Source organism: Steroidobacter sp., assembly GCF_036402275.1.
In the GTDB taxonomy this organism is placed as follows: domain Bacteria; phylum Pseudomonadota; class Gammaproteobacteria; order Steroidobacterales; family Steroidobacteraceae; genus Steroidobacter.
This window is the reverse complement of sequence record NZ_DASWTF010000041.1, coordinates 260,593-279,707: the sequence shown is the minus strand read 5'-3', so window position 1 is coordinate 279,707 and position 19,115 is coordinate 260,593. Positions and strand designations below refer to the sequence as shown.

At 61.5% G+C, this 19,115-nt stretch carries 13 protein-coding genes and 1 pseudogene; 3 read left to right on the top strand and 11 right to left on the bottom strand.

All coding sequences use genetic code 11. The features are described 5' to 3' along the window. Positions 1 to 60: 60 nt before the first annotated feature. From VGD45_RS26445 to VGD45_RS26395, 11 genes and pseudogenes are all read right to left on the bottom strand, one after another. Entirely contained in the window at positions 61 to 1,380 is a 1,320-nt protein-coding gene (locus VGD45_RS26445; RefSeq protein ID WP_331158379.1) for a HAMP domain-containing sensor histidine kinase, read from the bottom strand. Further along, complete coding sequence (locus tag VGD45_RS26440) at positions 1,377 to 2,051, bottom strand: response regulator transcription factor (RefSeq protein ID WP_349263366.1); 675 nt, start codon at positions 2,049 to 2,051, stop codon at positions 1,377 to 1,379. The genes VGD45_RS26445 and VGD45_RS26440 overlap by 4 nt, the downstream gene beginning before the upstream one ends. 178 nt (positions 2,052 to 2,229) lie before the next feature. Further along, positions 2,230 to 2,583 carry a hypothetical protein gene (locus VGD45_RS26435; RefSeq protein WP_331158378.1) on the bottom strand — a complete coding sequence of 118 codons (354 nt, stop codon included), beginning with the start codon at positions 2,581 to 2,583 and terminating at the stop codon, positions 2,230 to 2,232. 344 nt (positions 2,584 to 2,927) lie between these two features. Continuing rightward, positions 2,928 to 3,380 carry a DUF3291 domain-containing protein gene (locus VGD45_RS26430; protein WP_331158377.1) on the bottom strand — a complete coding sequence of 151 codons (453 nt, stop codon included), beginning with the start codon at positions 3,378 to 3,380 and terminating at the stop codon, positions 2,928 to 2,930. A gap of 95 nt (positions 3,381 to 3,475) precedes the next feature. Then, positions 3,476 to 4,303, bottom strand: a complete 828-nt coding sequence (locus tag VGD45_RS26425) for an AraC family transcriptional regulator (RefSeq protein WP_331158376.1) — start codon at positions 4,301 to 4,303, stop codon at positions 3,476 to 3,478. Positions 4,304 to 4,443: 140 nt separating this feature from the next. Further along, positions 4,444 to 4,791, bottom strand: coding sequence for an L-rhamnose mutarotase (locus VGD45_RS26420; protein WP_331158375.1), 348 nt, complete (start codon positions 4,789 to 4,791; stop codon positions 4,444 to 4,446). Between the two features lie 33 nt (positions 4,792 to 4,824). Then, positions 4,825 to 7,668, bottom strand: a complete 2,844-nt coding sequence (locus VGD45_RS26415) for a TIM-barrel domain-containing protein (RefSeq protein ID WP_331158374.1) — start codon at positions 7,666 to 7,668, stop codon at positions 4,825 to 4,827. A gap of 98 nt (positions 7,669 to 7,766) precedes the next feature. Continuing rightward, positions 7,767 to 9,443: pseudogene (locus VGD45_RS26410) on the bottom strand (DUF5597 domain-containing protein); the annotation flags it as partial. 118 nt (positions 9,444 to 9,561) lie between these two features. Further along, complete coding sequence (locus VGD45_RS26405; RefSeq protein WP_331158372.1) at positions 9,562 to 11,142, bottom strand: GH39 family glycosyl hydrolase; 1,581 nt, start codon at positions 11,140 to 11,142, stop codon at positions 9,562 to 9,564. 19 nt (positions 11,143 to 11,161) lie between these two features. Next, positions 11,162 to 12,727 (bottom strand): alpha-L-fucosidase, encoded by a 1,566-nt coding sequence (locus tag VGD45_RS26400; protein ID WP_331158371.1) that lies wholly within the window; start codon positions 12,725 to 12,727, stop codon positions 11,162 to 11,164. Positions 12,728 to 12,866: 139 nt separating this feature from the next. After that, positions 12,867 to 15,095 carry a winged helix-turn-helix domain-containing protein gene (locus tag VGD45_RS26395; protein ID WP_331158370.1) on the bottom strand — a complete coding sequence of 743 codons (2,229 nt, stop codon included), beginning with the start codon at positions 15,093 to 15,095 and terminating at the stop codon, positions 12,867 to 12,869. Between the two features lie 375 nt (positions 15,096 to 15,470). Between VGD45_RS26395 and VGD45_RS26390 the strand changes: the two genes are divergently transcribed. The 3 genes from VGD45_RS26390 (at position 15,471) to VGD45_RS26380 (ending at position 19,114) form a co-directional block, all read left to right on the top strand. Continuing rightward, positions 15,471 to 16,454 carry a LysR family transcriptional regulator gene (locus VGD45_RS26390; RefSeq protein WP_331158369.1) on the top strand — a complete coding sequence of 328 codons (984 nt, stop codon included), beginning with the start codon at positions 15,471 to 15,473 and terminating at the stop codon, positions 16,452 to 16,454. Positions 16,455 to 16,515: 61 nt separating this feature from the next. Further along, a complete protein-coding gene (locus VGD45_RS26385; RefSeq protein ID WP_331158368.1) occupies positions 16,516 to 18,540 on the top strand; it encodes a glycoside hydrolase family 9 protein in 2,025 nt (674 codons plus the stop codon). Between the two features lie 31 nt (positions 18,541 to 18,571). After that, positions 18,572 to 19,114: a gluconate 2-dehydrogenase subunit 3 family protein gene (locus VGD45_RS26380; RefSeq protein WP_331158367.1), complete on the top strand. Its 543-nt coding sequence runs from the start codon at positions 18,572 to 18,574 to the stop codon at positions 19,112 to 19,114. Position 19,115: the final 1 nt, after the last annotated feature.

The window sequence follows — 19,115 nt, the reverse complement described above, 5'->3', positions numbered from 1 at the left end:
ATTGATGGGAATATGAAGCCCGATGAAGATTGCGCGAACATGGCCGCGAGAGAGAGCGGCTCAGAGAGCGGGAAGCTCGACACGCACGATCGCGCCGCCGCCGGTTGCACCGAAGATCGATACATGGCCGGCGTGTCGCTCGACCACCTGCTGCACCAGGGTGAGACCGAGCCCGGTTCCGGTCGGCCTGGGTTGCAAGCGATGGAATGGCTCGAACACGCGTTCGCGCTCCTCGGGCGGTATGCCGGGACCGTCGTCCTCCACCTCGAACCCCGATATGAGCACGCGGACGATCACATGACGTCCCCCGTGTTCGATCGCGTTCTGCACGAGGTTGGTCAGGACCCGCTCGATCGCCCCAGCATCGCCGCGAATCGATGGCGTGCCCTCGACCCGAACCTCGATAGTGCGATCCGAAGCGATCAACAACGGCGCCAAGTCAGCCGCCACTCGTCGCACGAGCGATGCAAGATCGATAACCTCATCGTTTCTTTCGGAATCCAGGCGTTGCAGGTCGAGCAGTTGCTCGGCAAGGTTCGCGAGCCGCTGCACATCACTGCCGAGCCTACGCCTGGCGGCTTCTTCTGCAGCCTCGACTTTGAGGCGCAGAATCGCGATGGGGGTGCGCAGCTCGTGAGCGGCGGAAGCGATGAACCGCCGCTGCCGCTCATATCCTTCATCCAAACGCCGCAAGGCATCGTTTACCGCTCGAACCAGCGGTGCAATCTCCTCCGGCACATGCTCCTCGCTGAGCCGTCGGCCACGCCGGTCGGTGTCGATTTGTTCCGCCTCCCGCGCAACTCGCGACACGCCGGCAACTGACCGCCTCACGATCCACGGCGTCACGATCAGCGAGATCAGCGCCAGCAGCAGGAAGACCGGAACAGCGAGGATGTTGGACGCCATGCCGACCACCAAGGTGAGCCCGGTCAGCTTGCCATGGCCGAGCACTGTGACTTTTCCTGCTGGCGCGTCCTCGCGCCGAATGACGGCAGACAGGAGATAGGGCGGCGAGCGATCCCTCAGTTGCGCATAGGACAGACGGTGCAGCGCTCCGATAAAGGAAGCATACTGCGAAGGCGTTTGCCCAAAGGCGACGCTGCGTCCCTGATCGTCCTCCGCCACAAACCACAGATCCGGCGACTCGGAGCGCAGCTTGGTTAGTTCCGGCGTCATGCGTATAGCGAGACGACCATCGACGTCACGAACGATAGCTCGCGCGATCACAGGTGCGATCGTCTCGTCGGTGTACAACCCGCCGCTGTCCAAGCGCATGGCCAGCGCGACGATGATGAAGAACGAGATGAACAAAGTGGCGAACTGAAAGAGCAGCGGCAGTACGATCAGTGGCCGCTTCAGCGATGGCGTCCTCGTGCTCACAAAGACGCCCGCAACAGGTAGCCCACCCCCCTGATCGCGTGGATTTCGATGCCCGCACCGGCCTCTGCCAGCTTTCTGCGCAGACGCGATATGTGAGAGTCGAGCGTGTTGGATTGCACTTGGTCGTCGAACCCGAAAGCCGCCTCTTCAAGCGATTCCCGTAGGACCGTTCTGCCACGACGCTTCACGAGCGTGGCCAACACGCGCAGCTCGCGGCGCGCGAGATCCAGCCGGACACCTTCGACGCTCGCCTCATCGTTTGCCACGTCGAAAACGAGCGAGGCGACTCGAATGTGCTCGGCTCCCAGCTCCGGCGGCCGGCGCCTGACCGCACGAATGCGCGCGAACATTTCATCGAGCGCGAACGGTTTCACAAGGTAGTCGTCCGCGCCCTCGTCGAGTCCTGCAACACGATCGAAGACTTCTCCGCGGGCGCTCAGCACGATGATCGGAAGCCCGGGATGATCGGCGCGCAAGGAGGGGACTAGCGACAGCCCGTCCCCATCCGGCAGCGTTCGATCCAGCAGTACCAGCTCATAAGATTTCGAACGAGCCGCCTCACGGGCCAACGCCAAGCGATCGACGTGATCGACGACAAAATGCTCCCGCTCCAGCACACCGCGAAGCGTCTCGGCAAATTCGAGCTCATCCTCGACCAAGAGAATCTTCAAGGAGCCTCCTATCAACCGAGCTCCAACTTACCAGGGCTAACACGTCGAAACTACCTCGGCCGATGGTACGCACGAACATTGCCACAACATTGCGTAGGCGCCTTTCGAATCAATTCATCGCAGATGTCTGCTTGAAGTAGCTCCAGGCAGACACTGCATCGGGATTGGCTTTGCAGATTCACCTGCACGAGCGCGGACGACGTCCTGCCTCTCGATCTTTCTTCGCCTCTTTCTCGCAGCGCCGGCGTTCGAGCATCTCCACGTTGGTTTTGGCTGTCTCGGCAGATACGCGCTGCTTTTCAAGCGCATCAAGCGTCGCGCTGTCGCGACGCCTTTGCTGGACAAGCATGCATTCCGTGTGCTCAGGCGTTCCGTACTGCGTTCCGAAATCCGCACAGGTATCTCGATCTTGCTCCAGATCCGCGCGCCGCGATTCCTGCGTCGTTTCGCAACCGGTCAGAGCGGTGCATACCAACGCGGCAAAGGCCAGCAGCGCGGGTCGCTGACCATAGCTGGAGTAACGTTTGTTCATTCCAAGTGTCTCCTGTCTTCAAAGTCTGCATCGCCTCGTCGGCGTCACGATCAGAAGCGCTACGGGCGCGTATACCCGAATGTCCGCTCGAGAGAGGGACATGCTCCTTTCCGGGAGCACAGGAAAACACCTGAACATTGCGCGAACATGGCGCGCCGGGCCTCAGAGAGCGAACCCTGCGCACCATTTTCCACGAATATTTTGGCGTCGGCGTTTGGGACTTCACGAGCCTCGTCCATGCGCACCGGCAGCGCTCGATGCGCTCGAGGCGCTGGCATATTTGTCGTTCGAGGGACGACCTGCTACTCACCCCGGCCGGTTCATTCGAAACGGCAACCTCGGGATCAGCACCGCATCGGCGGGGGAAAAGGCTTGTTGAATAAAAAGGCATGAGCCGAAGGTCCGACTCGCGACAGGATCTCCAGTCGCGCTTTTCCTTCAGCGATTGTTGGGCGATGTCCCGCCTCGATCCACCACAGCGCCAGATGAAATCGCATGCGGTCGAACCACTCTCTGCGACGACGCATGATCTCTCGGTGTCCCTCGCTGTGATAGACGAAGCTTGCCAGGGCATCCACGTCCTTCCACACTGACATGTTGACTGCGATGCTCGGATCGTCGAACGCTCGAATATCGAGTGCGTTATTGCCCTCGCCCACCAAACGCCAGATGAATCCCGGTGCACGTTCCGCTGACGCATTGATTCGATCCAGTTGCGCAATGAATCCCGCATTCACGGGATCGGATATCGGCACACGAAACGTCGCGATATTGATTTCGGCAAGCTGGTACAGCATCTTCGCCCTCCTCGCATTCGAGGAGCGAGCGTATTTCGAAAGCCAGCGAGGCGTATTGAAGAAAATTGCCCGTGGCTGCGCGAGCGAGCCTTGCCTCAGCTCCGATACTGACCGGGTGTCGCGGCGACGAATTTCTTGAAAGTTCGTTGCAGATGCGCCTGATCCGAGAATCCCGCTGAGAGTGCCACTTCCGCAATAGGTCGCCCGCGACGAAGTTGCGAGCGGCTGAACTCGATGCGGCAGTTGGTCAAGTACGCATGGGGCGTGAGCCCATATCTATGCTTGAAGGCTCGAATCAAGTACGCCGGTGATAGCTCTGCGGCGGAACAGATCTCCTCCAGCTTGATCGAACGCGTATAATTGCTCCTGATGAATTCAGCCGCACGCCCGAGACCCAAATGCCCGCGGCCCGGCAAATCGGGCGCCGGAGTCAGCGTCCGTTGAACTTCCGCCATGAAGGCCACTGCCGCACTGTGTTTCTGCAGACTCTCCGCTTGCCCATCAGTGAGCACGTGATGGAGCCGGCACAGCCCGGCGTAAAGCGCAGGCTCCCGCGTGGCGGTTGCGAGGAACGGTCGGAACTGATCATTCCGGCTGCGGCCAATCTCTTGTTGAATGCCGGTCACCCAGGAGACGTCAAAGTACAACATGTGATAGGACCAAAGCGCGCCGCTGTCCGGGTTGCAGGCGTGCGCGTCTCCCGGATTCATCAACACCACCGTTCCCGCGCCGCTGCGTTGCCGTATCTTCCCGTTCAGATAGATACAGCGACCGTTCGTGACGACGCCAATGGAGAACGTTTCGTGCGCGTGTTTGCCGTAACGGGCGTTGCGAGCGTCGTGAATCGAACGCGCCTCCACAAACGGAAGCGTGTCATCGCGCCAGAATGTTGGGTCGGTTCGCTTTCGTACCGAAGAAGCCACGCTATTCGTCACTCCCTATCTCGAGACATCGAGCCGTGCGCTCCGTCATTGTACCGCAGCCGACGCGAAGCGATCCGCGAACTTCCCGGGCGGTCGTTGCACGCTCGCAAACTTGCGGGTCACGCCTGAGTCATACGTTTTCAGGGCTGACTGTTCAGATCGTAAATGCGCTGCGCCGGGAGCCACTTCTCGCCTTCGCGAGCCCAGGGCAATCGTTGTTGAAAGTTCCACATGAGCTGCTCCCACGCGCGAACCGCTTCGTTCGCCGCATCCGCTCGAGCCTTGTTCTCGACCGAGAACGTTGCGTCCGCCTCGATCAACATGAACAGGCGATTGCCGCACAAATAGATCTCGAGAGACTCGATGCCGGCCTCACGCAGAGATCGCGTCACCGCGGGCGGCGGCCCGCCCGGCTCGTGCCATTTCCTGTATTGATCGATGAGCTGCGGATCCTCTTTCAAGTCTAGAGCAAAGCACAGTCTCTGCATGACACGACCCCGCGGGTTTTCAGTTAGTGCAGCTCATGGGCCATCCGCAGGCCCTCGCCGCCTGGCGACCACGATAGTCGCTCCCGAATATTCCACGCTGGCGTCCGGCGGCGCGTCGAGATCGGCGGCCTCCGGCGCTGCGCCCGAGATGAAGCGGACCTTGAACACGCGCTTGTCCGGCATGCCGGCATAACGCCCTTCGCGCGACCCGATGATCAATTCGCCCTTGGTTTCGTCGTATGAGAGCGGGATGCGCGAGTACGCGCCCTGCTCGTAGTTGTAGTTGGTGCCTTCATCCTCGTAGAGCGAGAAGGCGCCGTCGGTACCGGTATAAACCAGCAGCGTGATCGGCGCGTCCGGCTTCTCGCCCGTGTATTGGATCTCGGGGCCGACCGGCACGATGCTGCCGGCGCGCACATACAACGGCATGCGCGACAGCGGCGCCTTGGCTTCAATCGTGCGTCCGCCTTCGTGCGCCACACCGGTGTAAAAATCGTACCAGTTCGTGCCGGCCGGCAGATACACCTCGCGCTGACGCGCGCCGAATGCGTACACCGGCGCGACGAGGAACGAAGGACCGAACAAATATTGATCGTCGATGTCGCGCACCTGCGCGTCCTGTGGGAAGTCCATGACCAAGCCGCGCATGATCGTGTAGTCACGGTGCCAAGTGTCGCCGGCCAGTGTGTAGATGTACGGCATCAGTCGGTAGCGCAGCCGGTCGTAGTACGCGAGCGATTCGTAAACCTCCGTGCCCTCCGGCGCCAGGTTGTAGATCTCGCGCAGCGGGAACTGGCCATGCGAGCGGAACAGCGGCGCGAAGGCGCCGAACTGAAACCAACGCAGGTTCAGCTCGCGCCATTCGGGGAGGTGCTCCCGCTCTTGGTTCTCGTAGCGCTTTTCGACTGCGAAGCCGCCGATATCGAAGGTCCAATTCGGCAATCCGGACATGGACATGTTGACGCCCGCCGAAATCTGCGCGTGCAGGTCGTCCCATCGCGAGACGACATCGCCACTCCAGGCGGCCGCAGCATGACGCTGCAGGCCGGCGAAACCGCTGCGCGTGAGAATGAAGGCGCGCTCGCCAGGGTTCGACGCGCGATCGCCTTCGTAGACGCCTTGGGTGTGCACCAGAGAATACGAGTTGAAGTACGCAGCGCCCGGCCCGAGCGCCGTCGGTCCGATACGACGTTTGTGTTCGTCGATGTCGACATTCGAGTGAATGTCCGGCTCGGAAGCGTCCAGCCACCAGGCGTCGATGCCGAGCCGGTTGAGGCGCTCGTCGATCTGCCGCCAGAAGATCGCCCTCGCCTCCTGCGAATACGGATCGTAGAAGGAACTGACGTAGCCCGGGCCGACCCAGTCCTTTTCCTGCATCTCGACATTGCGCCGATAGATGTGGCCTTTGGCGTCCAGCTCCTGATAGTGCTTCGTCGTCGGATAGAACTTGGGCCACACCGAGATCATCACACGCGCTTTGTGTTTGTGGAGCTCCTCGACCATGGCCTTCGGGTCGGGGAAGCGCGTCGCGTCGAATTCGTGCGAGCCCCAGTCGTCATCCTTCCAGTACTGCCAATCGAGGACGATATTGTCCAGCGGCAGGCCGCGACGGCGATATTCCTTCACAGTATCGACCATCTCCGCGGCGGTCTTGTAACGCTCGCGGCTCTGCCAGAAGCCGTAGGCCCAGCTCGGCAGCAGCACCGCCTTTCCGGTCAACGTGCGGTAACCGGCGATCACTTCGTCGAGATTGGCGCCGGCAATGAAATAGTAATCGATGCCCTTGGCCACCTCGGAGTACAGCGATAGATCGCTCTGCTCGGCCGGCGGCAGCGGATCCAGGTGCTTCAGCGCGAGGTAGCCATCGTTGGGCGTCCACTCGATGCGGATCGCCCGCGGCTTGCCGGGCTGCATCGCGAGCTTGAAGTTGTGATACCAGGGATTCCAGTTCTGCCGCCAACGGTTCATCGCCAGCTCGCCGTCGATGTAAACCTTGGCGTATTCACTGGAGTAGAGCTGGAACTTGTGAACCCCCGGCGACTGCGCCTCGATGCGACCTTCCCAGACCACGCGCTGTCCGGGCTGCCCCTTCACTTCGGTCGGCCAATTCGCCAGATCCTTGATGTATTGGTAGTTCACATTGGACTCGGTGCGCGTGAGCTTGAGCGCGTCGCCGACGTAATAACGCGCCGTGAGTCCGCCTTCCTTGCCATCGGCGTCGTAGAGCTTGAGCGCGGCGTCGATGTTCCGGTATCCGCGCGGATCGCCAAAGCGTGTGATCGAGTTGTTGTCCCAGAGGATGCCGTAGGTGCGGCTCGACACGACGAACGGCACGCCGATGTCCATATTGTGCTGGGCGAGCTCGACGTCCTCGTTCTTGTAGTTCATCTGCGCATTCTGATGCTGGCCCAGGCCATAGAAGGCCTCGTCGTCGGGCGATGCGAAGCGCTGGCGAATCTCGTAGTAGGACTGACCCTCGATCTCCACCGGCTTGAAGCTGCGCCCGCTGTCGCGCTCGGCGACGAACAGCTTCCCGGTGCTGTCCTTGAACTGCACGGCGCCAGTCTCGAGCGAGACTTCAGCTGCAATATTTCGGGTCTTCAGCGTCACGCTGTCCTTGCCTTCGACAATCGTGAAGTCCTTGCCGCCGCCGGTTTTGATCGCCATCAGGCTCGCCGGCATCTCGCCACCATCGACTGGCATGGCCGTGACACGGACGATGCGCTCGGACACGACGCGCAGTTGCACCTGCTTGGCCGCGTCGCCTCCCGGCAGCTTGACGATCACACCATCCGCAGTCTTTTCATAGTTGGCGCCCGAGCAGCCGCCAAGCGCCAGGAACGCCGCCATTGCGGCAAATCGGAACAACAGATTCATCGATCTCACTTTTGCGTTTCCTTGACGGTCGTCGCGGGCGACCGGTATGCGAGCGATTCGCTGTCGCGATCTCGGACTCTCGAGCTGCGGCCGTCGTTGGCGAATCTCACTCGCAGTACCTGCGGAATATCGGTGAAGTTCAGCCCCCAATCGGTCTGGTCTCCGTTCCACACACGCACGAATTTCCACTCGCCCTGTTCGTAGGCGACCTCCTCGACGCGCATCGTCATGAATGGGTGATTGTCGGCGCCGGGGCCGAAGTTGACGCGTACGTGGCGGCCTGTCAGCAGATACTCGTTCGGTCCCAACTCGGCGAGGATCGCGCCACCGATGGGCTGCGCGTTGCCCTTGGGAGGCTCCGTGCCAAACATCGGCCGACCGTAAGTAAGATGAGCCTTGTAGCGTCCGAGATCGAGCACCTGCGCCTGGGTGCCGTCGTCCGGCTCGCCGGCGCCCCAGACCTTGCCCTCGTAGCTCAGTCGCGCGAGCTCACGTGCGAACGGCGCCACCAGACGGTAGCTCGCCGCGAACGGCTCGATCGTCTCGGCATCGACTTTCCTGGCTCCCAACGGATAGTTGTAGTAGCCGGTGAAATCCATACCGAATGGCGCGAAGCCGATGCCTCGGTGGCCGAGCATCGAGAAGAAATAACGCGCGAATGGCAGGTCGTTACCGATCTCGGGCACGAACAGCGGATTGTCAGCGCGCGCGTAACGCTCCATGACAGCAGCCACCTTGACGGACTCGCGCATATAAATATCGGGCGCGAGCATGTCGATGGCTGGCGCGGCGGCTTTCCAGACATCGAGCACATTGTCGGTGGGCCCGCCGCTGGCATACCCGCCCGGCGGGCCTGGATTGAAAGGATCGCGGAGCGCGGCGTTGACATACATCGGCAATGGATACTCGGCCTTGCCAGCAGCCGCGACGGCATTGATGTAGCTCGCAATCGACCAAGCGTGGAAAAACTCCGCGGCGTCGTTGCCAAACACCTGCGACCAGGTCCCGGGTCGCTTGTTCAGCGCCTTCAGCAGGTTCTCCGGGACCGCAGCGTTGAACAGCTTCTCCGCGGCCGGCGAGTAGTCCCGGTCGCTGCCGTAAGTGCCGCACTCGTTTTCCACCTGCACCATGATCACGGTGCGCTGCGTATCGGACTTCTTGAGATGACGCATGAGCTCGACGAAAGCCTTGCGGTCGGCGTCGAGAGTGGTCTTGGCGTGCGGCGACATCGATCCCAAGCGCACGCCGTCCTTGGTCACGAGGCGCGGGAAGCGCTGGTTGTCGATCTCGGCCCATTCCGGCATGTAGGCTGGGCCGTTGTTCTTCCACGTCGCGAACCACAGCAGCACCAAGCGCATATTGTGCTGGCGAGCCTGCGTCAGCAGCGTGTCCACGTACGAGAAATCGAAGCGACCTTCCTCGGGCTCGATCTGCTCCCACGCAACCGGGATCTCCAACGTGTTGGCGTGCATTTGTTCGAGCGCTGGCCACACCTTGGGCAGCATTGCCGGATAGTTGCTCGAGTTGTTCGCCTGCGCGCCGAGCACCAGGAAGGGCGCGCCATCCACCAGCAGGGCGTGACGGCCGTTCCCGCTGACGAGCTTCGGTATCGGCGCTTCGGCAGTCTGTGCCTCCGGTACCCGCCTTGCCTGCTTCGTTGCATCGTCAGCCGGGCTGCAGGCGGCGAGAACGAAAATGGCGGCCAGCGCAGCGTGCAGCAGCCGTGTGCGCGCAATCGAGGACGCCGGCGTCGTAGTTTCTTTTTGCTCGCTCATCGCCGATTCACATTCGCCCGTGATTGCCCGCGCGCATGGTAAAAGTCCGGCTCGCTTTCAACTAATGAACTTTGCCGCGGGACTCATATCGTTTTGCACATGTCGCGCGTCGTTTCATTCAACGCCGAACGAGCGTGACGAGCCCGACGTCGTTGCTGCGCATTTCGAGGACGATTTCCGTTGTGCCGCTGCTGCCGATAGAGAGCGTTCGCTGGGTCTCGGGCAAGTCCCGGGTCAGGCTCTGCAACTGCTGAAGCTGAGCTGGCGTCAATGCCTCCGGTGCGCCCATTTCGATGTATGCAGAATAAGCGTCGTTGGCTTGGTAGCCGGTGCGACGGATCTCGAGCTCATAACTGCCCGGCGTAAGACCGGTGAGCTTCATCCTGACAGAGGCCGATTTCCTGCTCGGCACGCGCTTGCTGAAGAAGGTTCTGTTGCTTTGGCCTTTCTGGTCCGGCAACTGGAAATCCCACACGACCGCCGACACCGAGGCGCCGTCATAAGCCGCCCACACCTGCGGGTCCGCGACAGGGATTTCCTTGCCCTCGAGCGCGTTGAGATATTTGTACGCAAACCAGGATGCCTTGCGGATGCCGTCCTTGGTCATCAGACCGAAGCCGCCGTGGAACGGGGTCGTGGGCGGACCAGGCTCCTCGAACAGGTCGGAGTAAGTCCAGTAGCTCATGCCCTGCACGATGCCTTGCGTGCCTTTCAGCTTGCTGACGATGTAGGGCGCAGCAATGTAGGAATCGTGAGTGAGGTCGCGCGGATTGTAGCTGGTGCTCCATTCAGTGAAGAACAGCGGCAGGCCCGGCAGGTGAGACGCCTCGATCTCGCCGCGCACCTTGCGCACGTCTGCGATGATGGCGTCAGGATTGCGCGAGAGCTGCAAATCCTTCTTGCCCTCTTCGTCGAGGTAGCCAAAGTCCACGCCATAGGTGTGGGTCGTTGCGAAGTCGACCGGCGTGTGAGTTGCCTTCGCAAAAGCCAGCAGTTCAGGTACCCACGCCGCGCCCGCCGTCGAAGGACCGCCGACGCGAAGCTGTGCGTCTATGGCCTTGAGCGTCCGCGCTGTCACGCCGTAGAGAGCGAAATACGCTTCCCGATCGCCATACTGCCAGAAGCCATCGAGATTCGGCTCGTTCCATACTTCGAAGTACCAGGTGCGCACTTCCTCGATGCCGTAGCGTTCGATCAGGTGACGAGCGAATGCATCGATCAGCTGCTTCCACAAGTCGAGCCGTGGCTGCGAGGTATTGCCCTTCCAATAGAAGATGGTCTGATCCGACGACTTCAGCGCTGACGGCGTAAAACCCAGCTCGATAAAGGGCTTGATTCCCATCTCGAGCAAGTTGTCGTAGAGACGATCGATCCTGGTCCAGTCATAGACCAGCTTGTCATCGGCCATCTTCACGGTGCCGAGCGCGTCGTGAAAAATATCGTGGAAACGAATATATCGAAAGCCCAGTTCTTCAGCCGCGATCCGCAACTGCGCCTGGTTGGCGTCGCGCATCGTTACGCCGGAATAGTCAGCCCCCACCGACAGATCGAAGAAACGGTCGACCGGCTTGGTTGCCTGACGGACATCGAGCTCGACCTGTCGGGGGGCGACGGGCTGAGCGAAGGCGCCCAAGGTCGGTGCCGCCATCGCCAATACCAACGCCGGAATCAAAGCGCGACGCGAGATCTCGGATTTCATGGTTACGTGCGCGGATCTATCAGGCGAAAGTTATCTTGAAGGCGCTGGCATGGAGGGTCGGCAGCGATGCGGGCAACTCGATGAACAACACATCGTCCGTCTGCCGGAACGACAAGGCTCGTGCAACGCCGAGCATTTGCACACGTTTCACCGGATGCGCTGCATGCCCCGTGCGACGTCCCAACGACGTGACGGCAACACTGCCCTTCGGTTCCCCGAGAGTAATGGCGTAGAGCACATCGGCCCTGGTCGTGAAACGAATATCCTGTGCCGTATAGGCTGCTTTTTCCTGAAACGCGCCGCCGGCGGTCTCGGTCGGTCCCTCGCCAAAAATTCGCCACGGCCGGGTACCGTAGATGGCTTCGGAATTTATCTTCATCCAGGCCGCAAGCTCCTCCAGCAAGCGTTGCGACTCGGGCGGCAGACTGCCGTCCGGATACTGCACGATGTTGAGTAGCAAGTTGCCATTCTTGCTGACGATGTCGGCGAGCATCGCGATGACTTCCGAGCTCGTCTTATATTGGTAGCCGTCGCTGTAAAACCAGTCTCCGTTCGACGTGTCGGTCTGCCAAGGCAGCGGATTGATGCCTTTCAACACACCGCGTTCCACGTCTTGCACGCAGGCCTCTTTATAGAATTCGCCCGAGCCGAGATCTTTGCAGTTGTAGACCGCCGCGAGCCGCCCGGAGCGTGCGATGCTGCTGTTATAAAGATGGGCTACCAGAGAGCGGCCGACGACGCCGAATGGCAGCCCGCCATCCGAGTAGAGCAGATCCGGCTGATAGGCATCGATCAGATCGCGAATCCGGTCGAACCAGATCTGATGGAATCTTGGATTTTTCGTATACCAGCTCTGGGAGTTACGAAACGGCTCATCGTGCCGCGGATGATAGAGATCGGCGTTGGCGGGATCCGCGCCGTCATAGGCCACGCCGAGCAGCGGCCAGAACTGATCGAACTGGTGACTTGGCTGAAACCAGTTGTGACTGGCGCCCAGATGTTCCGAGACGCCAAAGCGCAGGCCGCGCTTGCGCGCGGCCGCCTGCCATGCGCCGACGATGTCGCGCTTCGGTCCCATGGCCGCGGCGTTCCACCGGTGATGTTTCGATTTCCAAAGATCGAAGTTGTCGTGGTGAACTCCCATGCTGACGAAGTACCTGGCGCCCGCGGCGGCGTACTTGTCCATCAATCCTTCCGGATCGAACTTTTCCGCCGTCCACAAGGCAATGATGTCCTTGTAGCCGAACTTGGAAGGATGACCGTAGGCCTTCACGTGCCGCTCGTAGTGCGGGTGACCCGGGACATACATGAAGCGTGCGTACCAGTCGCCCACGCGCGGCACCGCTTGCGGCCCCCAGTGAGACCAGATTCCGAACTTGGCATCGCGAAACCATTCGGGCGCCTGGTAGCGCTTCAGCGATTCCACCGTCGGCTCGAAAGGTCCGCTCGCGACCGGCAATTTGTATTCGGGAACAGTTGAGTCAGCGCAGATTGCATCGGATGATCCGCCCTGCGCCGCCGAGGACGTGGTGAGTGCAGCGAGCAGAGGCGTTCCCAACAATGTGCGTCTGCTGATCCGGTCCATGCTTCGTCCCGCCCGAGTAATAAAGTGAGCTCGCCTAGGAGCCAATCACCGTACCACCCGCGGTCGCGTCCAAGCATGAAAAATCAGCCGGCGCTATTCACGTTTGTAAAGGCACATGTAGCGCGCGAGTCATCACGCTCTACGGATTGAGAGCCAACATGATCTCGCTATGCTCATCGTCGACCTGCGTGTAGAGCAGCCAGCGTCCGTCGGGGGACACGGCGATGGCGGGCCCGGAGCCGGGAACAGGCGTTTCCTGCAAGGTCATCAGCCGGCGCGTCGTCCCGCTCTCGAACTCGAAGAAGTTGACGCTGACCGGCCTGGATGAGGAGTCCGTGAAATAGATGCCGGCGGTGGTCGCCGTCCACACGTCGTCATAGCGGAGTTTCTGGAGCTGCTCGACCGGCTGCTCCGTGCCGCCCGAGACCGGTTTCGTCCAAAGCACGACGCCGTCGGGTTGCATGGCATTGAAGATCACCCGGTCTTCGACCACGACGGAGTATGACGAACGATGCTCGGTAACTTGTTCAGCTCTGCCTCCGGAGGCAGCGAATCGGTACAGCGTGTTCTTTCCGTCGTGCGCGAAGAGCCACCGACAGTCTTTCGACCAACTTGGCGAAGACAGGTTGGCTTGCGGAGTGACCACTTTCCGCGGAACTCTCTCGCTGATGTCTTCGACATAGATGTCCGAGACTCCCGAAACGCGAGAATCGAAGGCAATGCGGCGGCCATCGGAGCACCAGCTTGGCGAGCTGGTCATGGGCCCGTCGAACGACGTCATGCGGTCCGGATTGTCGCCTTCCGCATCCGTGGACCATATTTCGGTGCTCCCGGAGCGATTGGACTGAAATGCGATGCGTGATCCGTCGGCCGAGTAGCGAGGCATCAGTTCAGTCAGCGTGGAATAGATCAGTCTGACCGAGGAATCTTCCGGATTCGCCGCCGTGAGATCCGCCCGCCATATATTGATTGTCTTCCGACCGCGCACGTACGCAATTCGCCCATCCCGTGCGACGGCGGGCGCAGAGCTGTTCTCGCCGAACGGAAGCTGTGCGAGCTGGCCGTTCAAAGTGAGTTGCCACAACTCGCCGCCATCGCCCGGGTCGTTCGCAAAGATCAGCCGCCGTCCATCCGCGGACCAGGCGAGCCCTTGCGGATTACCCATGATCGTGGCGAGTTGCCGCATCGGCCCATGCGGCAATTCCACGACATGAACGGAATACACCGCCGAGCTCGAAACGCACACCAAGGCGAGCTGTTTTCCATCGGGCGAGAAGGCAGGCTCTGCCGCATCCAGACATTCGGGCGCGGGCGAGAGAGGCTGCGTCACTAACGAGTCCACGGCGACGATGTACACCTGCGCCGCGCCTGACGGTCCGTAACCAGAATATGCAAGCGACCGGCCATCGGGCGACCAGCTGATCTGCCTGAACGATCCCACGGCAACTGCGGTGCTCACGATGCGTCGCTCGGCGCCGCCCAGCGCGGGGACGACAAAGATGCCGGTTTCCTCACGTTTCTCTCTTACGAATGCAATCATGCTCCCGTCCGGCGACCAGGCGGGAGTGATCCAAACGGATGGCTCGTGCGTCAGACGCAGCAGCCGCTCCGATCCAAGGGATTTCACGTAAAGATCGAAGCGATGACCGGCACCCGCTTCGCCATTCCACCCGAAAGCGATCTGGCTGCCATCGGGGGAGAACGTCGGCGCGATCTCCTGTCCCGGCAAGCTCGTAAACGGCACGATCTGTCGGCCAGACGGAGCGTGCGTGACAGAACGATCGCTGAATATCCACGCAGTCAGTGCGACGAGCAGAATCGCACTCAGACCGGCCGCGGCAGCAAAGAAGGTCTTTCGAGAGAATCGAATTCCACCGGCGCCTTCCCGTGCACCGGAGGTAAAGGCTGACCCGTTGCCATCGCGGGCGGCTGCAGTCGCGGCAGAGTCGTTGAGCTGGAGCTCCGTGGCGTGCTGATTGCCAGCGAGCTCATTCGACAGATCGGAGGTCGACGGCAGCAGCTGCGAGAGGTCCGGCTGAGTCTCTGCAATGAATCGATAGCCCCGCTTCGGCAGAGTTTCGATGAAGCGCGGCTTGTCAGCGGAGTCGCCGAGCGCCTCCCTGAGCCGCTTGACCACCGCATTCAAGCCCTGGTCGTACTCGACCAACGTCCCCGCCGGCCACACCCTCGCCCGAAGCTCTTCCCGTGTGACGAGCTGTCCGGCCCGCTCCAGCAGCATCGCCAGCACCATGAAGGATTGGCGCGGCAGACGGACTCGCCTGCCCGACCTGAACAGTTCTTCGGTGCGCAAGTCCGCCTCGAAGGCGTCGAACCGGATGCGCACCGGAACAGGACTCGGCCCGGTCATCGTCGCCGCTCCCGTGTCAGGCGCGGTGCGTGCTGGAAATCGTCAATAGCATCAACGAGATGGGGTATCAGAAAAATGTCATCCACGTATCAGACCGAAGCAATTGCAAAAGATGCGGCCGCCCTTTTCCCATTGACCAAACAGAACAGGCAGGCAAAAGGGGGAGATCCGTGAAGTCGCACTTCGCATACGCGCCCGCGCATCGCGCTCGGCAAGCACATCTTGCCTTCACGCATTTTACACGCCCGCTGACCGTAGCCTCGATCGAGCCCTTTCCGGTTCGCGTGTACTCAATCTAAGCGAGGTCATCGGGACATGTTACAGAAGGTGTCATCTGCGGAAGCATGCCGCGTCAATCCGGTCGCCCGCTTTCACTTGAAGACTCGCCAGCTTGCATTCCTCGTTCATCTCGACGAGGAGCGTTGCCTGGCGCGCGCCGCCGAGGCCTCGGGTCTTACGCAGCCGGCCGCATCCAAACTGCTGCGCCAGGTTGAAGTCACTCTGGGCGTGCAGCTCTTCGAACGCCATCCGCGCGGAATGTCGCCTACATGCTATGGCGAAGTCCTGGTCCGCCATGCCCGCGCGGCTCTGTCCCAGCTGGGCCTCGCGCGCAAGGAAATCGCGGCGCTCAAATCAGGGCTATCGGGTAAAGCCTCCGTCGGGATGGTGTTCGATCCACACAGCGACGTGGTGCCGAGGGCGATAGCCCGCGTGAAGCAGCGCCATCCAGGCGTCCTCGTCTGCCTGGAGGTCGATTCCTGCAAACAGCTCGTCCAAAGGCTCCTCCAGGGAGATCTCGACATGGTCGTGGGCCGTGTGCTCGACACCGCTCGCGCCGATGATCTCGTCTACGAATCGCTCTCGGGAAATGAGCGCTACGCGGTCGTGGCCAGCGCACGGCATCCGCTCGCTGGCCGTAAGGCGATACAGCTCTCGAACCTCGTCGAGCAGCCGTGGATCCTTCCTCCGACCGGAAGCCTGGCGCGCGAGAAGCTGAGCGCGCTTTTCGTACAAAGCAACCTGGCGCCACCGGCGAACGTGGTCGAAACCGCCTCTGCGCCCGTGATCATGAGCTTGCTCCAACAGACCGACATGGTGGCGGCGTTGCCCGAGGGGACCGTCCAGTCCTCCTGCAAGGCAGGGAATTTAACCGTGCTCATCGGCAATCTGCCACTGCGAATGGGAGCCTTCGGGGTCGTGACCCGGCGCGGCCAGCAACTCGCTTCCGGAGCCCACATCATGTTGAAAACGCTGCGTGAGCTGGGCGGCCAGCTCCATGCGGTGGATGCGCCCGGCAGCGCCAGCGCCTCAACGTCGAGTCACGTTCAGCAATCAATTCGTCGCGCAGTCGGCGCGTGAACGTCGAGCGTGAGGGCGACAGAACCTTTTGCCGGCGTGCGCGCGGGGCCGTGAACAAAGCATGTTGAAGCGACGCCATCTTTCGATCGCGCTGGTGCTGCTGCTCGGGCTCGCGAGTTGCGGAGGCGGTGAAAGCGGTAGCGGGACGGCCTCCACTCCGCCGGCTTCCTCGCCCGCTCCGCCATCGGCGCCGGCTCCACCGCCTGCGGAACCCACTCCGCCACCTGCAGATCCTTCGCCGACTCTGACAGTGGTCGGCGACGGCCCGTTCATCACGGTCGATCAGTTCGGCTATCTTTCCAGCCAACAAAAAGTCGCGGTGCTGCGCGATCCGATCACCGGCTATGACAGTGACGAGATGTACGAGCCGGGAGCGACCATTCAGGTCATCAACACGGCTGACGGCTCAGCGGCATTCGTCGGCACGCCGGCCCAATGGAATAACGGCGCGACCGACACGTCCTCCGGCGACCGCGTCTGGCTGTTCGATTTCAGCTCCATCACCGCGCCAGGCTCTTATGAGATTCTCGACGTGGAACGTAATGTCCGTTCGCCACGATTCGAGATTGGCGCCAACGTCTATCGACCCATCCTGGTTCAAGCGGTGCGCACATTCTTCTATCAACGTGCCGGCCACGCGAAGGTGGCGCAATTTGCCGGCGCCGGTTGGGCCGATGCGGCAAGTCACTTGGGTCCGCTGCAAGACGCGAACGCGCGTCGCTACAACGCACCGAACGATCCGGCGACGGAGCGCGATTTGCACGGCGGCTGGTACGACGCCGGCGACTTCAACAAGTACACGAGTTGGACCGCGGGGTATGTCGTCGATCTGTTGCACGCCTACTCGCAGAATCAGCCGATCTGGACCGACGATTTCAACATTCCGGAGTCGGGCAACGGCGTGCCGGACCTGCTCGATGAAATCAAATGGGGCCTCGACTGGCTGGTGCGGATGCAGAACAGCGACGGCTCCATGCTGTCGATCCTCGGCGTTGCGCATGCGAGCCCGCCTTCGAGCGCGACCGGCCCGAGCCTTTATGGCGACGCCAGCACGTCGGCCACGCTGTCGACGGCCGTGGCGTTCGCTTACGGCGCCAAGATCTTCGATACGCTGAACACGCCAGCCTTCGACGCCTATGCGGCCGATCTCGCCCAGCGCGCCGAACGGGCCTGGGATTGGGCCCTCGCCAATCCGAACGTCATCTTTCGTAACAACGATTCGGCCTCAGGCACCTCCGGCATCGGCGCTGGACAGCAAGAAACGGACGACGCCGGCCGCGCCGAGCGGCGACTCGTCGCGGCGATCTATCTCTTCGATCTGACGGGCGACGCGAGCTATCGCGAGTATGTCGATGCCCACTACACCGAAGCGCCCATGTTCGCGTCGTTCTGGTTGTCGCCCTTCAACGCCGGTGTGACACGCCCGCTGCTCCACTACGCTTCACTCTCTGGCGCCACGGCTCAGACCGCAACTGACATCCGGACGCGCTATGTGGATCTTTGGTCACGCGCCGACTATGGCGGCTGGGGTGCAGTGACCACGCAGCGTGATCCCTATGGAGCCTACATCAGCGACTACACCTGGGGCAGCAGTGCGGTGAAGGGGCTCGCCGGCGGCATGTTTACAGATGAGGCGCTGTATGGACTCGGCACGCACGGCGCCGCGGAAGCGATGAACGCGGGCGCGGCCTATCTGCACTACCTGCACGGAGTCAATCCGCTGGGCAAGGTGTACCTGTCCAACATGGGCGCCTTCGGCGCCGAGAACTCGGTCGATCAGTTCTTCCACTCGTGGTTCGGGGACGGCAGCGCACGTTGGGACAGTGTCAGGGACTCGACCCACGGCCCGGCGCCCGGGTTCGTGGTCGGTGGCCCGAATCCTTCGTCATACGGCTGGGACGATCGCTGCCCGGGCATCTCGCCCCTGTGCGGAACGTCCCCGCCAGCGCCGCCGACCAATCAACCTGCGCAAAAGGCGTATCTCGACTTCAACACCGGCTGGCCGCTGAACTCCTGGGCGATCACCGAAAACTCGAACGGGTATCAGACGAGTTATATCCGGCTGCTCGCACGCTACGTGCAGTAGCCAGCTCACGGACGTCCTCAAGAACATAGCGATGCGAATCGATCAAACGTTTGACAGACGCGAGTTGCTACGTCGCGCGATTCTTCTCGTCGGCGGCACTGCCATCGCCGCACCGGTGGAGTTGTTTGCCGATTCCGGCGCGAAGGCGCGCTTCTTCGGCCCCGCGGAGTACTCATTACTCGAAGTAGTAGCGGACATCATCATGCCGCGCACGGATACGCCCGGGGCGATCGATGCCGGCGTTCCGCTGGCGTTCGACGCGCTGATGAAGAACTGGGCCTCTCGTGAGCGACAGGAACAATTCCGCGCATTGCTGAAAGAGATCGACCAGGCAGCGCGTGAGCAGGGAAACGGGCTGCTCGCACTCGAGGATACACGGCGCGCCGAGGTTCTCGTCGCGTTCGACAAGTCGAAAAACGGCGACCGGGTGTACAGGAAGTTCAAAGAACTGGTGCTCACGTTGTACTACCACTCCGAAGTCGGCGCGACACAGGAGCTGAGATATGAGCACGTGCCGGGCAGGTGGGAAGCTTCAGTGAAGATGACGCCAGAGACGCGTGCTTGGGCGGTTTGAG

What these genes read in the sequence shown, in the direction of transcription:
- VGD45_RS26435 (WP_331158378.1), bottom strand. Translation starts at nt 2,583, where the DNA reads ATGAACAAACGTTACTCCAGCTATGGTCAGCGACCCGCGCTGCTGGCC.
- VGD45_RS26430 (WP_331158377.1), bottom strand. Translation starts at nt 3,380, where the DNA reads ATGCTGTACCAGCTTGCCGAAATCAATATCGCGACGTTTCGTGTGCCG.
- VGD45_RS26420 (WP_331158375.1), bottom strand. Translation starts at nt 4,791, where the DNA reads ATGCAGAGACTGTGCTTTGCTCTAGACTTGAAAGAGGATCCGCAGCTC.
- VGD45_RS26415 (WP_331158374.1), bottom strand. Translation starts at nt 7,668, where the DNA reads ATGAATCTGTTGTTCCGATTTGCCGCAATGGCGGCGTTCCTGGCGCTT.
- VGD45_RS26405 (WP_331158372.1), bottom strand. Translation starts at nt 11,142, where the DNA reads ATGAAATCCGAGATCTCGCGTCGCGCTTTGATTCCGGCGTTGGTATTG.
- VGD45_RS26400 (WP_331158371.1), bottom strand. Translation starts at nt 12,727, where the DNA reads ATGGACCGGATCAGCAGACGCACATTGTTGGGAACGCCTCTGCTCGCT.
- VGD45_RS26395 (WP_331158370.1), bottom strand. Translation starts at nt 15,095, where the DNA reads ATGACCGGGCCGAGTCCTGTTCCGGTGCGCATCCGGTTCGACGCCTTC.
- VGD45_RS26385 (WP_331158368.1), top strand. Translation starts at nt 16,516, where the DNA reads ATGTTGAAGCGACGCCATCTTTCGATCGCGCTGGTGCTGCTGCTCGGG.
- VGD45_RS26380 (WP_331158367.1), top strand. Translation starts at nt 18,572, where the DNA reads ATGCGAATCGATCAAACGTTTGACAGACGCGAGTTGCTACGTCGCGCG.